The organism is Pseudonocardia halophobica, from assembly GCF_027922425.1.
Taxonomy (GTDB): domain Bacteria; phylum Actinomycetota; class Actinomycetes; order Mycobacteriales; family Pseudonocardiaceae; genus Pseudonocardia; species Pseudonocardia halophobica.
In genome coordinates this window covers 23,051-36,120 of the sequence record NZ_BSFQ01000055.1, presented here as the reverse complement: position 1 = coordinate 36,120, position 13,070 = coordinate 23,051, and the positions used below count along the sequence as shown (strand labels likewise).

At 73.5% G+C, this 13,070-nt stretch carries 14 protein-coding genes; 6 read left to right on the top strand and 8 right to left on the bottom strand.

All coding sequences use genetic code 11. The features are described from left to right. Positions 1-120: 120 nt before the first annotated feature. The 4 genes from iolD to iolC are packed head-to-tail and all read right to left on the bottom strand — an operon-like array spanning position 121 to position 4,809. Entirely contained in the window at positions 121-2,034 is a 1,914-nt protein-coding gene (gene iolD, locus PKE99_RS34730; protein ID WP_037053567.1) for a 3D-(3,5/4)-trihydroxycyclohexane-1,2-dione acylhydrolase (decyclizing), read from the bottom strand. Further along, the gene (gene iolB, locus PKE99_RS34725; RefSeq protein WP_037053570.1) at positions 2,034-2,936 is read right to left on the bottom strand and encodes a 5-deoxy-glucuronate isomerase; all 903 of its coding nucleotides are present in this window, start codon (positions 2,934-2,936) and stop codon (positions 2,034-2,036) included. Before iolB ends, iolD begins: the two co-directional genes overlap by 1 nt. Beyond that, positions 2,933-3,832, bottom strand: coding sequence for a class I fructose-bisphosphate aldolase (locus PKE99_RS34720; protein WP_037053572.1), 900 nt, complete (start codon positions 3,830-3,832; stop codon positions 2,933-2,935). The genes iolB and PKE99_RS34720 overlap by 4 nt, the downstream gene beginning before the upstream one ends. Beyond that, positions 3,829-4,809 (bottom strand): 5-dehydro-2-deoxygluconokinase, encoded by a 981-nt coding sequence (gene iolC / locus PKE99_RS34715; RefSeq protein WP_037053574.1) that lies wholly within the window; start codon positions 4,807-4,809, stop codon positions 3,829-3,831. The genes PKE99_RS34720 and iolC overlap by 4 nt, the downstream gene beginning before the upstream one ends. A gap of 108 nt (positions 4,810-4,917) precedes the next feature. On the opposite strand from iolC, the gene PKE99_RS34710 reads away from it, so the two are divergent. Then, on the top strand, positions 4,918-5,652 hold the full coding sequence (locus PKE99_RS34710; RefSeq protein ID WP_037053576.1) for a GntR family transcriptional regulator: 735 nt from the start codon (positions 4,918-4,920) through the stop codon (positions 5,650-5,652). 34 nt (positions 5,653-5,686) lie between these two features. On the opposite strand, the gene PKE99_RS34705 is transcribed toward PKE99_RS34710, so the two are convergent. Both PKE99_RS34705 and PKE99_RS34700 read right to left on the bottom strand, forming a co-directional pair. After that, positions 5,687-6,673 (bottom strand): iron-siderophore ABC transporter substrate-binding protein, encoded by a 987-nt coding sequence (locus PKE99_RS34705; protein ID WP_051738293.1) that lies wholly within the window; start codon positions 6,671-6,673, stop codon positions 5,687-5,689. Positions 6,674-6,712: 39 nt separating this feature from the next. Further along, positions 6,713-7,150 carry a Fur family transcriptional regulator gene (locus PKE99_RS34700; protein ID WP_037053577.1) on the bottom strand — a complete coding sequence of 146 codons (438 nt, stop codon included), beginning with the start codon at positions 7,148-7,150 and terminating at the stop codon, positions 6,713-6,715. Positions 7,151-7,241: 91 nt separating this feature from the next. Here PKE99_RS34700 and PKE99_RS34695 point away from each other — a divergent pair, with 91 nt between their 5' ends. From PKE99_RS34695 to PKE99_RS34685, 3 genes are all read left to right on the top strand, one after another. Continuing rightward, a complete protein-coding gene (locus PKE99_RS34695; RefSeq protein WP_037053588.1) occupies positions 7,242-7,739 on the top strand; it encodes a Dps family protein in 498 nt (165 codons plus the stop codon). 127 nt (positions 7,740-7,866) lie between these two features. Next, entirely contained in the window at positions 7,867-8,778 is a 912-nt protein-coding gene (locus PKE99_RS34690) for a hypothetical protein (RefSeq protein ID WP_037053591.1), read from the top strand. A 94-nt stretch (positions 8,779-8,872) separates the two neighbouring features. Continuing rightward, positions 8,873-10,435 carry a hypothetical protein gene (locus PKE99_RS34685; RefSeq protein WP_037053594.1) on the top strand — a complete coding sequence of 521 codons (1,563 nt, stop codon included), beginning with the start codon at positions 8,873-8,875 and terminating at the stop codon, positions 10,433-10,435. Here the strand turns inward: PKE99_RS34685 and PKE99_RS34680 are convergent. Further along, complete coding sequence (locus tag PKE99_RS34680; RefSeq protein WP_051738294.1) at positions 10,384-11,001, bottom strand: P-loop nucleotide/nucleoside kinase family protein; 618 nt, start codon at positions 10,999-11,001, stop codon at positions 10,384-10,386. The genes PKE99_RS34685 and PKE99_RS34680 overlap by 52 nt on opposite strands. 45 nt (positions 11,002-11,046) lie before the next feature. Between PKE99_RS34680 and PKE99_RS34675 the strand changes: the two genes are divergently transcribed. Then, entirely contained in the window at positions 11,047-11,787 is a 741-nt protein-coding gene (locus PKE99_RS34675) for a class I SAM-dependent methyltransferase (RefSeq protein ID WP_037053598.1), read from the top strand. A gap of 3 nt (positions 11,788-11,790) precedes the next feature. Here PKE99_RS34675 and PKE99_RS34670 read toward each other — a convergent pair whose 3' ends face one another. Continuing rightward, positions 11,791-12,027: a metallothionein gene (locus tag PKE99_RS34670; RefSeq protein WP_037053614.1), complete on the bottom strand. Its 237-nt coding sequence runs from the start codon at positions 12,025-12,027 to the stop codon at positions 11,791-11,793. 201 nt (positions 12,028-12,228) lie between these two features. Here PKE99_RS34670 and PKE99_RS34665 point away from each other — a divergent pair, with 201 nt between their 5' ends. Next, positions 12,229-13,068, top strand: coding sequence for an STAS domain-containing protein (locus tag PKE99_RS34665; protein ID WP_037053617.1), 840 nt, complete (start codon positions 12,229-12,231; stop codon positions 13,066-13,068). Positions 13,069-13,070: the final 2 nt, after the last annotated feature.

The window sequence follows — 13,070 nt, the reverse complement described above, 5'->3', positions numbered from 1 at the left end:
ACGGCAGCGACGCGGAGACCTCGCCGGTGGCCGGGTTCGTCACGTCCGAGAACCGGCCGGACTTGCCATCGACCTTCTGGCCGTTGGCCCAGTGGTACAGCGTGTTCGTCATTTCTCTCCTCAGGAACTGGGCCGCAGGAACGACTTCTGGGTCGCCTTGTGCTCGTCGTAGACCTTGCGCGCGGACTGCGTCGACTCGAGCTCCGAGACCGCGCTGACCGGGACGTCCCACCAGGACTCCGAGTCCGGAGCGCCGATCAGCGGATCGGTCTCCACGTAGATCACCGTGCTGTCCGTGGCCTTCTTCGCCTCGGCGATGGCCGCCGCGAAGTCCTCCGGGGTCTTCGTGCGGATCACCCGCAGGCCGAAGCTCTCCGCGTTCGCCGCCAGGTCCAGCGGGAGGACCCCGCCGTCGAGCCGGCCCGTCTCGGCGTTGCGGTAGCGGTACTTCGTGCCGAAGCGCTGCGAGCCGAGGGACTCGGACAGCGAGCCGATGGACGCGAAGCCGTGGTTCTGCACCAGCACGGTGATGACCTTGATGCCCTCCTGCACCGCCGTGGCGAGCTCGGTGGCCATCATCAGGTAGGACCCGTCGCCGACCATGACGAAGACGTCCCGGTCGGGGCAGGCCAGCCGGACGCCGAGGCCGCCCGCGACCTCGTAGCCCATGCAGGAGTAGCCGTACTCCACGTGGTAGCCCTTGGCGTCCCGCGTCTGCCAGAGCTTGTGCAGGTCACCGGGCATCGAGCCGGCGGCGCACACCACGACGTCGCGCGGGTCGGACAGCTCGTTGACCATCCCGATGACCTCGTTCTGGGTCAGCAGGCCGGCCGCCCCGTTGCTCGGGATCTCGGGCTCGTAGACGGACCTGACCGTCTCCGTCCACACGCGGTCGAGCTCGGCGTACTCGGCCTTGTACGCGTCGGCGACCGTGTACCCGTCGAGCAGCGGGAGAAGAGCCTCGAGGGTCTCCCGCGCGTCGGCGAGGACCGAGGCACCGGAGTGCTTGACGACGTCGATCGGCGCCACGTTGACGTTCACGAACCGGACGTCCGGGTTCTGGAACGCCGTGCGGCTGGCCGTGGTGAAGTCCTCGTACCGGGTGCCGATGCCGATCACCACGTCGGCGTCCTTCGCGACGGCGTTCGCCGCGGTGGTGCCGGTGGAGCCGATGGCGCCCAGGCACTGCGGGTGGTCGAACACCAGCGTGCCCTTGCCCGCCTGGGTCTGGCCCACCGGGATCCCGGTGGCCTCGCAGAGCGCGGCGAGCGCCTCGTTCGCGCCCGAGTAGTGGATGCCGCCACCGGCGACGATCAGCGGCTTCTTCGCGCTCTTGATGATCTCCGCGGCGCGGGTGACCCTGGCCTTCTCGGGCAGCGGCCGCGCGACGTGCCAGACCCGCTTCGCGAACAGGTCGGCGTCCCAGTCGTGCTCCTGCGCCTGCACGTCCTGCGGGAAGCAGACGGTCACGGCGCCGGTCTCGGCCGGGTCGGTGAGCACCCGCATCGCGGACAGCAGGGCCGCGGGCAGCTGCTCGGGGCGCCAGACCCGGTCGAAGTACTTCGACACCGGGCGGAAGACGTCGTTGACCGTGACGTCGCCCGCGTAGGGCAGCTCGAGCTCCTGCAGCAGCGGGGACGCCGCGCGGTCGGCGAAGGTGTCCGCAGGCAGCAGCAGCACCGGGATGCGGTTGATCGTGGCGAGCGCGGCGCCGGTGACCATGTTGGTGGCGCCCGGGCCGACGCTCGACGAGACCGCCCAGGTCTGCAGCCGGTCCTTCATCCGCGCGTAGGCGACGGCGGTGTGCACCATCGCCTGCTCGTTGCGGCCGAGCACGTACGGCAGGGCGTCGGGCTCCTGCAGCTCGGCCTGCAGCAGCGCCTGGCCGAGGCCGGCCACGTTGCCGTGGCCGAAGATGCCGAAGCAGCCGGCGAAGAGCTTCTGCTCGACGCCGTCGCGCTCGCTGTACTGCGCGGCGAGGAACTTCACCGTGGCCTGCGCGACGGTGAGCCGGACCGTGGACGACGCTGCCATCACTGGCCTCCGAGGCGGGAGTCGATCGCCTGGTCGGCCCACGTGTCGCGGATCCAGGCCTGGTCGGGGTGGTCGGTGATGAGCCAGGCGCGCTCCTCGCCGGGGCCGGCCATCACGTTCAGGTAGTACATGTCGTGCCCGGGCGCCGCGGCGCACGGACCGTGCCAGCCCCACGGGATGAGCACGGTGTCGCGGTCGTGGACCTCGACCATGATGTCGATCTCGTGGCCCGGCGAGCTGCTCGTACGGTGGAAGCCCAGGCCGGGCTGGCCTGCGGGTCCGGGCGCGATCTCGAAGTAGTAGATCTCCTCGAGCTGCGACTCGTGCGGGCCCGCCTCGTCGTGCTTGTGCGCGGGGTAGCTCGACCAGTTGCCGCCGGGGGTGATGACCTCGCAGGCGATGATCGAGCCGGCCTCGAAGGAGCCGACGGTGCCGAAGTTGCGCACCTGGCGGCTGGCCTGCCCCGCCCCGCGCAGCTCGACCGGCACCTCGGCCTTGGGGCCGTACCGGAAGGGCAGCTCCTGCTCGCACTGCGCGCCGCACAGCGCGAACCGACCGCCGGCCTCCGAGGCGATCGTGACGGTGGAGTGGATCGGCAGGTAGGAGACGTCCGTCGGGCCCTCGAAGACGTTCGCGCGGCCCTGCAGCGTGTGGGTCTCCGACCCGAGGGTGACGGTGGCGGAGCCGTTGAGCGGCACCACGAACATCTCCTCGGTGCCGGTCTCGACGGTCCGCTCGGCGCCGGGCGCGAGGGAGACGATCCGCAGGCTGGAGTGCTCCCAGTGCCTACCCACCTCGCCGGCTCCGCCGGCTGCCGTCCCCCGGTCCGCGGACTTCGGGGTCACCTCGAGCTCGTAGCCGTCGGCGGCACCGGTGCCGGCGGGGATGTACAGCTCGCTCATGCGGCGACGACCTCCTGCGGGCGGACGAGGGAGACGGCGGTGTCGACGGCACTCGCGACGTCGCCGTCCTCGGGGTAGAGCAGCGCGCGGCCGACGATCAGGCCGCGCACGGACGGGAGCTCCAGCGCGGCCTTCCAGGAGGCGTAGGTCTCCTCGGGGGCACCGGTCGGGTCGCCGCCCAGCAGCAGCGTCGGCAGGGTCGTGGCCTCCATGACCCGCTCCATGCCGTCGACCACCGGCAGCTTCATCCAGGTGTAGGCGCTGGAGGCGCCCAGGCCCTGGGCGATGTGCACGGACTTGATCACGGCCTCGGTGGAGAGGTCGTTGATGATGCGGCCGTCGACCCGGCGGGACATGAACGGCTCGACCATCGCGACGACGCCGGCCCGGTTGGCCTCGGTGACCACCTGCGCGCAGGTCTCCAGGGTGGAGACGGTCGCGTGGTCGTCGAGGTCGATGCGGGTCAGCATCTTGATCGCCTCGAAACCCGCCTCCGCGGTGCCCGCGACGTCGTAGCCGGTGAGCCGGTCGTCCATCTCGAACACGGAGCCCTGCAGGCCGCCGCGGTTCATCGAGGAGACGACGACCTTGCCCTCCAGGGCGCCGAGCAGCAGCAGGTCCTCGAGGATGTCCGCGGTGCCGAGCACGCCGTCCACGCCGGGGCGGGACAGCGCCGTGACCAGGCGGTCCAGCAGCTCGGGGCGGCTCGCCATCGCGTCCGCCCGGCCGCGCGCCGACAGGGCACCGCGGGCGGGGTGGTCGGCGGCGACGATCATCAGCCGGCCGTCGGAGGGGACGAACGGGCGGCGCCGGCGCGCGGCCAGGAGCTCGGTGATCCGCTGCGGCTCGTAGAACCGGATGTCGCGGAGCTCGTCGTAGTCCTTGGCGAAGCTCACGCGCTCACCTTCTCGTTGGGGTCGCCGCCGGCGAGGAGGACGTCGATCTCCCCGGCGGTGGGCATCGCGGTGGAGCACTCCAGGCGGGACGCGACGATCGCGCCCGCGGCGTTGGCCCGGCTGAGCACCTTCTCCAGGGGCCAGCCGGCCAGCAGGCCGTGGGCCAGCGAGCCGCCGAAGCTGTCGCCGGCGCCGAGGCCGTTGTAGGGAGTGATCGAGATGGGCGGGGAGACGACGCGCTCGGTGCGGCTCTTCGCCAGCACGCCCTTGGGGCCCTGCTTGACGATGGCCAGCTCCACGCCCGCGTCGAGCAGCGCGTCGGCCGCCTTCTCCGGGTCGGTCTCGCCGATAGCGACCTCGCACTCCTCGCGGTTGCCCACGGCCACGGTGACCTGGCCGAGGATCTTCTGGATCTGCTCGGTGGCCGCGGCCGGGGTCTCCCAGAACATGGGGCGGTAGTCGAGGTCGAGCACGGTGTGGCCGACCCGATCCCGCCCGCCGTCGCGCGCGGCGAGCACCTCGTGGTGGGCGCCGCGGCTCGGCTCCTCGGACAGCCCGGTCACGGAGAGCCACAGCAGGTCGGCCGCGCGGACGGCGTCGAGGTCGATGTCCGCGGCAGTGACCTGCAGGTCCGGGGCCTTCGGCTTGCGGTAGAAGTACAGCGGGAAGTCGTCCGGCGGGAAGATCTCGCAGAACGTGACCGGCGTCGGGTACTCGTGGTTGGTCACGACGTGCGCGTCGCTCACCCCGAGCCGGCGCAGCTCCTGCCGGACGTAGCGGCCGAACGGGTCGTCGCCGACCCCGGTGATGATGGCGGCCCGCCGGCCGAGCCGCGCGGCGGCGACGGCGACGTTGGCGGTGGTGCCGCCCAGGAACTTGCCGAAGGACTCGACGTCCTCCAGGCCCACCCCGACCTGCAGGGGATAGATGTCCACCCCGGCGCGCCCGAAGGTCAACACCTCTGCTGGTTCGCTCATCGAGTCCTCTTCGACGTCTCGTTACGCGCTGTCCGACGGCTTCGAAGCTACGTGTCCGTCGGTACTTTGTCTATACATAGTTACGTACTCACTTGTAGCCTCGCTCCCATGGAGGACACCCCCGTCGCGTTCGAGGTCGAGCTGGACCGGACCAGCCCGGTCCCGCTCTACCACCAGCTCGCGCTGGCCATCGAGCGCGCGATCGAGACCGGGGTCCTCAAGCCCGGCGACCGGCTCGAGAACGAGGTGGCGCTGACCGCGCGGCTCGGCCTCGCCCGGCCGACGGCGCGGCAGGCGATCCAGGAGCTGGTGACCCGCGGGATGCTGGTGCGGAAGCGGGGCGTCGGCACCCAGGTCGTGCAGCCGCACGTGCGCCGCGAGGTGCGACTGACCAGCCTGTTCGACGACCTCGCCGCCGAGGGGCGGGTGCCCGGGACCGAGCTGCTGTCGCTGGACGAGTGCGGCGCCGAGGAGGTACCGGAGCCGCCCGGGCTGCCGGCCCGCCTGACCCGGATCCGGCGGTTGCGCAGCGCCGACGGGGTGCGGCTGGCGATCCTCACCAACTACCTGCCCGCGCACTTCGGCGTCGCCGGCCCGGACCTGGAGCGCACCGGGCTCTACGCGCTACTGCGGGCGCAGGGGGCGAGCTTCCGGATCGCGCACCAGAGCATCGGGGCGCGGCTGATGACCGAGGCGGAGGCGACGCTGCTCGGCGAGGAGGAGCCGGCGGCGTGCGTGACGGTCCGCCGCTCGGTCTACGACGACACCGGCGCCTTCGTGGAGACGGGCACGCACGTCTACCGCGCCTCCCAGTACACGGTGCGCACGTCGTTGGTGGTGTAGCGGGCCCCAGCTCTTGCGGCGGGCCGCGGGCCGGTCAGGCCTGGGTCGCGAGGGCGGCGGAGAGCTGCGGGACCAGGTGGTCGAGGGCGTAGGGGACCGAGAGGACGCTGTTGTAGGTCATCGCGCCCCGCGTGTCGGTGTCCGGGACGAGCATGCGCCCGTCCGCGACGACCGGGACCTGCTGCAGGACGGCGTCGCCGTCGACGGTGGAGCGGGCGGCGGGCTGGTCGGCCAGCATCACGAGGACGTCGCCGTCGAGGATCCCGGCCTGCTCCGGCGCCACCTCGACGAAGAACCGCTCGCCCGTGTCGAGCGCCGCGACGCCCTGCGGGAGCGTGAAGCCGAGCCCGGCCATCACCTGGCCGCGGGCGTCGCCGGGGGTGTAGGCGCCGTACTTGCCGTCGTAGGGCAGCACGACGGTGCCGACCTTGCCGCGGAAGCCGGGGTTGGCGGCGACGGCGGCGGCGTAGGCGTCGTCCGCCTTGCGGATCAGCTCCTCGCCCTCGGCCGGCTTCCCGAGCGCCTGCGCGATCACGCGGGTGGCGTCGCTGCGCGGGACGGCGTAGGCCGCGGTGCCCTCGGGCCGGGCGATGGTCGGCGCGATCGCCGAGAGCTTCTCGTAGACGGACCGGTCGAAGCCCGCGTTGATCCCGATGATCAGGTCCGGCCGCAGCCCGGCGATCTGCTCGAGGTTCGGCTGCGAGTCGCTCTCGAGGAGGACCGGCTGGTCACCGCGGACGAGCGGGCGCGCCCACGGACCGAGCCCGCCGGCCGACCTGTAGAAGGCGTAGCCGGTGAGCGCGACGGGCGTGGTGCCGAGCGCCAGCGCCGCGTCGGCGTCCGTGACCCCCAACGTGACGACGCGGGTGGGCGGAGCCGGGATCGTCGTCGTGCCGAAGAGGTGGGTGATCGTGACCGGCTCGGCCGACGGGGCGGGCGCCGCGGGCTCGGCCGAGGAGCAGGCCGTGAGCAGCAGTCCGACGAGCAGGACGAACGGGACGATCAGGCGGCGAGGCGGCACGCGAGAACATTAGGCCAGCCTCACCTTGTCGTGGAAGCCTCAGCGCGCGGCGCACTCCGCGCAGCGACCCCAGAACACGAGCTCGGCCTCGTCGATCTCGAAGCCCTCCTGGGGCCCCGCCTCCAGGCACGGTGCGGAACCGACGGCGCACGGCACGTCCCGGACCCGGCCGCACACGCGGCAGACCAGGTGGTGGTGGTTGTCGCCGTGCTGCAGCTCGAACCGGGTGGCCGAGCCGGCGGGCTCGATGCTGCGCACCAGCCCGACGCGGCGCAGGTCCTCGAGCACGTTGTAGAGGCCCTGCCGGGACAGCTCGGACACCGCCGACGGCCCCGCGGCCGCCCCCGCGTGCGCCACGACCTCCGCCACCTCGACGGCCGTGGAGTGCGGCCGGTCGGCGAGGGCGTGCAGCACCGCGCGCCGGTGCGGCGTGCTGCGCAGCCCCTTCCCCCGGAGCAGGGCGGTGAGGTCATCCATGCAGGTGAGGCTACCCCAATACTTTGGATGCGGTCACTAACTTGACCAGCATCACAACTTGACTCGGTCCAAAGTAGGGTACAAAGGAATCATGACCGCCACGAACACCACCACCAGCGCCCCCACCGCCTTCCGTCCCTTCACCGCCTCGCCCGAGCTCGAGGCGAACCTGCAGAAGGTGCTCGTCGACCTGGTCGCCCTGCACCTCGAGGGCAAGCAGTTCCACTGGAACGTGGTCGGGTCGAACTTCCGCGACCTCCACCTGCAGCTCGACGAGATCGTCGAGGTCGCGCGCGAGCACAGCGACACCATCGCCGAGCGGATGCGCGCGCTCTACGCGGTGCCGGACGGCAGCCCGCGGACCGTCGCCGAGACGACCTCGCTGCCCCGTCAGCTGACCGGCGAGCAGGACACCACCGCCGCCGTCAACGCGATGAGCGAGCTCCTCCACCGCACCGCGGCCACCGCCCGCCAGGTGCACGACGCCGTCGACGCCGAGGACCCCTCGACCGCCGACCTGCTGCACGCGGTGATCGTCGACCTGGAGAAGCAGGCCTGGATGCTCAGCTCGGAGAACCGGCGCGCCTGAGCGACCCGGGCGCGACGGGCGGCTGCGGCCGGATCCCTCCGGGGGTCCGGCCGCGTCCCGTTCTCGGGGTCGTCCGTAACGGCCGGATCGGCCGGAGCGTGATCTCCACGGAGAGGTCTGCACGGGGGTGGTCGACGTGGTGTTCGGGCGGCGCAGGCGCGCGGCGGCGGTGGAGATCCGCACGGACCGGGAGGTGTACCGGCCCGGCGACACGGTCCGGGCGCGGGTGCGGCTCACGCCGGGCACCGACCTGCCCGACCCCGAGATCGTCGTCGCGCTGCTGCACGCCGACAGCGTCAGCGAGAGCGGCAGCAGCTGGACCGACTCCTGGGCGGTCGACGGCCGGTACGTCTTCGAGGGCCGCTCCCTGCGCGCCGGCGAGGCCGTCGAGGTCGTGGTGGACCTCCGGGTCCCCGACCGCAGCGTGGCCTTCCCCGAGATCGACGACGACCCGCTCGTCGACGACCCCGACGACTACCGCTACGAGATCCTCCGCTCCGAGGTCTGGGGCGCCCCGACGAGCACCGGCAAGGCGCTGCGCTCGGAGTGGTTCGTGCAGGTGACCGCACCCGGCACGGACGAGCGCCTCGCGATCACCGTCCTCGCCGTCGGCGGCCCGGTCGACGCCGTGACCGAGCCCCGCGGCGACTCGGACCGGCTGGCCCGCATCACCCTCGACGGCCTGCCGCAGCGTTCGGTCCCGGCCGGCGCCACCGTGACCGGACGGCTGCGCGTCGACGCCCGCACCGAGCTCGACGCCCGGGCCCTGCGCGTGGACCTGCTGCTGGTGGAGACCCGGGCCGACCGGGTGCTCACCGCCGAGCGCAGGGCAGGTGTCACGGTGTCCGGGCCGGTGAGGCTCAGCCCTGGCGCACCCCGCGACCTGCCGTTCTCGCTGACCCTGCCGCCGGACCTCACGCCGTCGGTCACCACCGAGTCGTGGGCGGTCAGCTGGGTCCTGCACGGCGTCGTCGACCTGCCCCTGCGTGAGGACGCCGTGGGCAAGCGGGTGGTCGCGGTGCACGACCCACGTGCCTGACCGCCCGATCGGGTACTGCTCCCGGCGCCGGAGAAACGGCGGCCCGCCCGGCGTCGATCTTCCCCGCGGACGGCGCACGTGAGGGAGTTCGGCAGTGCAGGTACGGAACGGGTCGGGGGCCCTCGGCGCGCAGCAGGCGACGGAGGCCCGGGTACCCGCACCCCGGGAACCCGCGACCGGACCCATCCGCGTCCACCGCTCGTTCCTCGTGGCCGAGATCGCCGTCGCGGCGGCGACCCTCGTCCTGCTCTCCCTGACCGTCGTCACCTACCCCTTCCGCGGTGACCACGCGATCTTCTCCCTGATCGGCCGGCAGGTCCTGCACGGCGGAACGCTGTACACGGAGCTGTGGGACGTCAAGCAGCCCGGCGTCTTCCTCTGGTACGGCCTGGCCGACGCGCTCGGGCTCGGCGAGACCGGCGCCCGGCTGCTCGACGTGCTCGCCGCCGTCGCGTTCGGGGCCTGCGTGTGGGTGCTGCTGCGCCGCCGGACCGTCACGCCGTGGGTGCGCCGCCGGCTTCCCGTGCTGGCCACCGGCGTCCTGCTGGCCTCCGCCGGCCCGGGCGACTTCGGCCAGCTCGAGATGCTCTGCCTGCTCCCGGCGGTGGGCGCGTTCGCGCTGGTCGCGGCGGACCCCGCGGAGACGCCGGGCCGGCGGCGGATCGTGGGCGCCGCGCTGTGCGTCGGGGTGGTCGGGGTGTTCAAGCTGCCGCTCGCCGCCGTCACCGGCCTCGCGCTGCTCGTGTTCCTCGTGCTGCGGCTGCGTGGGCGTGCCCGGGTCGGCGCCGTGCCGGTGGTCGTCGTCGTGGCCCTGGTCCCGGTGCTGCTGGTGCTCGCCTGGCTGGCCACCCGCGGCGCCGGCGGTGCGGCCCTGCGGGTCTGGCTGGTCGACGCCCTGGACATGGGGGCCGCCCACGGCTCCCGCTCCCCCGCCCGGCTGCTCGAGGGTCTCGGGCGGTACCTCCTCTGGACCGCGCCCGTCGTGCTGCTCGCGGGGTGGCGGCTCGCGACCACGGTGCGCCGCCGGGACCCGCTCGACCTCGCGATGGTCGCCTTCGCGGTGCTTCACGCCGCGTCCGTCGCGGCGCAGTTCGGCTGGTGGTACCAGTGGTACTTCCTGTGCGCGCCGCTGGTCGTGCTGGCCCTGCGCGGGCTCGACGACCTCGCGCCGCGGCTCGCCCGCGGACCGCGGCGGGGCCGAACGGCCGTCCTGCTGGCCGTGGCCTGCCTGCCGATGCTCGCGCACCTCGCGAGCTGGTCCGTCCCGGCCGTGCTCGACGGCGGCGGGGTCACCGCGGCGAGCCGGGCGCGGATCGACGAGCGGGTCGCGGGCTACGACACGATCCGCGCCGAGATCGCGGCCGCCGGCCTGCGGCCCGACGACAGCCTCTTCGTCCTCGGCGACCCGCTCTACCACCTGCTGGCCGGCAAGCCGCTGGTCGTGCGCACCAACGGCTGGGACTACGACCTCATGGCCGACCGGCAGTGGCGGGAGCTGGCCGGGGAGGTCGCGGCCGTCCGGCCGACCGTCGTGCTGGTCGACGACCAGGCCGCGGGCTGGCTCGTCGAGCGCGGCCCGGACCTGCGGGCGGTCCTGGCGCGGGACTACGCGCCGGTCCGATCCGGCCCCGAGGGCACCTGGTACCGGCTGCGCTGACCCACGAGCGCCGCGACCTGCGCGGCGACGGGCGCGGCCCCGAGCCGGTTGTCGATCTCGTGGTGCGGGGCGGGCGGCGGCTCGTCCGGGCGCATCCGGGCCACGAAGGCGTCGAAGTGCGCGAGCTTGCCCGTGTCCCGCGGCGACCCGCGCCGCTCCAGGCGCTCCCGCAGGGTCGCGCGGTCCGAGCGCACCCAGACCAGCCGCACGTCGTCGCCGCCGAGCTCGGCCACCCACCGGCGCCAGCGGTCCGGGTCGCGGATCTGCCCGGTGAAGGGGCCGGAGAGCAGCACCGGGCAGCCGTACCCGCGGATCTCCCGGGCCGTGGCGGTGAGCCCGGCGTACTCGTGGACCTTGATCGCCGCGTCGTACCAGGGTCCCTCGCGCTCGCCCGGCGGCCGGCCCGCGGCGGCCAGGGTCGCGGCCACGAAGCCCCCGTAGAGCGTGTCCTTGTCCAGCAGCGCCGGGACGGGGTCGAGGGCGGCGAGCAGGGCCTCGGCGACCGTCGTCTTGCCCGCGCCGGGCGCCCCGGCGACCACCCAGACCGTCGCGGCCGTCGTGCCCATGGGTCCACCGTGCACGATCGCCCCCGGCCGGGCCAGGATCTCCCCGTGCCCCGCGACCCGATCGGCCCGGCCACCGTGCCCGGCGCCTTCGACGACCACGCCGCCTCGTACGACCGGCTCGTCGGCCGCAACCCCGGCTACCACGAGCACCTGCGACTGTCGGCCCGCCGGCTCACCCGATGCGCGGCTCCCCAAGCTCCGTCTCGGCGCGCCACCGGCCCGCGGCTGCTGGACCTGGGCTGCGGGACCGGGGCGTCGACGGCGGCGCTGCTCGCCGCCGCCCCGGACGCCGAGATCGTGGCCGTCGACGGCTCGGCGGAGATGATCGCCGAGGCGCGGCGCAAGCACTGGCCGGACCGGGTGACCTTCGTGCACTCCCGGCTGGAGGACCTGCCCGCGACCGGGATCACCGGCCCGTTCGACGGCATCCTGGCCGCCTACCTCGTGCGCAACCTGCCCGACCGGGACGCCGGCCTGCGGGCGATGCACGACCTGCTCGCGCCGGGCGCCCCGATCGCCGTGCACGAGTACTCGGTGCGGGACAGCCTGCGCGCGCGGGCGATCTGGACGGCCGTCTCCTGGGGGATCATCATCCCGATGGGGCGCCGGGTCACGGGCTCGGCCGACCTCTACCGCTACCTCTGGCGCAGCGTCCTGGACTTCGACGGCGCCGGGCGGCTCGCGGCGCGGATGCGCGAGGCCGGGTTCGCCGACGTCCGCGTGGAGCCGGTGACCGGCTGGCAGCGCGGCATCGTGCATTCCTTCACGGGCCGGCGCCCGGCCTGACGGTCACGCCCTGTCCCGAAGCGCCTCCCCGCCCTCGGCGTGCGACGCGCAGTGGGCGCAGCAGAAGAACTTCCCGCCGGCCTGCACCCCGTGCCCGATGATCTTGCAGCTGCAGTGCTCGCAGACCGGCGCCATCCGGTGGATCGCGCACTCGAAGCTGTCGAACACGTGCACCGCGCCCTGGGCGTGCACCTCGAAGGCCATGTCGTAGTCGTTGCCGCAGACCTCGCACTCGGCCATCACGTGCTCCTCTCCTCGACGGAGTCACCCGGCTACCCGCCCAGGCCCGCCCGAAGCACGCCTCTCGGCGTCGCGCAGAGCGACCGGCCTGCGGCGGACGGCGACGACGGTTCACCCGCGTGCCCGCGACCCCGCCGCGCCGGATCCCGCACCTCACCCTTGTGGTTAGGTGCAGCCGGAAGACGGTCACGGGAGGTGGCGATGACGCAGGCGGACGGCGGGCGCGTGCGGGCCCTGCTGCGCAGCGGGGACAAGGTGCTGCGGCGCTGGGTCGAGGCGGCGGAGGAGCCGCTGCGCGGCCGGCTGACGACCGGCGAGCTCGGGCGGACCTGCTCGGACCTGCTGTCCGTGCTGGTCGAGGCCACCGACGGGGGGCTCGACGTCCGGACGGACGCCTACGCCGGCGCCCGCGGGTTCCTCACCGAGCTCTCCCGGGACTGGGCGCGCCGCGGCTTCAGCCCGACCGAGACGGCCTCGGCGGTGTTCGCGCTGAAGGACGCCCTGTTCGCGGCGGCGGACGAGGACGGCGACGGCGACCTCGCCACGGTCCTGGAGGCCTCGCGCTGGGTCGACGCGTTGGGCCTGGTGACCTTCGAGAGCTTCGCCCGCGCCCGCGAGCAGGTGATCAGCGAGCAGGCCGAGCAGCTGCTGGAGCTCACCACGCCGGTGGTGAAGCTGTGGGAGGGCGTGGTCGCCGTCCCGCTGATCGGCACGCTCGACTCCGCGCGCACCCAGATCGTGATGGAGAAGCTGCTGCAGACCCTGGTCGACACCGGCTCCGAGCACGCGATCATCGACATCACCGGCGTGCCCGCGGTCGACACCGAGGTGGCGCAGCACCTGCTCAAGACGGTCGTGGCCGCCCGGCTCATGGGCGCGGAGTGCACGATCTCGGGCATCCGGCCGCAGATCGCGCAGACGATCGTGACGCTCGGCATCGAGTTCGGCGACATCACCACCAAGTCCACGCTGGCCGACGCGCTGCTGCACGCCATGCGCGGCACGGGCGTCGAGGTCGTCCGCCGGGCCGGGAGCCGCTGACC

Bases quoted from the DNA above. Each gene is read 5' to 3' on its own strand.
- iolD (WP_037053567.1), bottom strand. From the start codon at position 2,034: ATGGCAGCGTCGTCCACGGTCCGGCTCACCGTCGCGCAGGCCACGGTG.
- iolB (WP_037053570.1), bottom strand. From the start codon at position 2,936: ATGAGCGAGCTGTACATCCCCGCCGGCACCGGTGCCGCCGACGGCTAC.
- iolC (WP_037053574.1), bottom strand. From the start codon at position 4,809: ATGAGCGAACCAGCAGAGGTGTTGACCTTCGGGCGCGCCGGGGTGGAC.
- PKE99_RS34710 (WP_037053576.1), top strand. From the start codon at position 4,918: ATGGAGGACACCCCCGTCGCGTTCGAGGTCGAGCTGGACCGGACCAGC.
- PKE99_RS34700 (WP_037053577.1), bottom strand. From the start codon at position 7,150: ATGGATGACCTCACCGCCCTGCTCCGGGGGAAGGGGCTGCGCAGCACG.
- PKE99_RS34695 (WP_037053588.1), top strand. From the start codon at position 7,242: ATGACCGCCACGAACACCACCACCAGCGCCCCCACCGCCTTCCGTCCC.
- PKE99_RS34680 (WP_051738294.1), bottom strand. From the start codon at position 11,001: ATGGGCACGACGGCCGCGACGGTCTGGGTGGTCGCCGGGGCGCCCGGC.
- PKE99_RS34670 (WP_037053614.1), bottom strand. From the start codon at position 12,027: ATGGCCGAGTGCGAGGTCTGCGGCAACGACTACGACATGGCCTTCGAG.
- PKE99_RS34665 (WP_037053617.1), top strand. From the start codon at position 12,229: ATGACGCAGGCGGACGGCGGGCGCGTGCGGGCCCTGCTGCGCAGCGGG.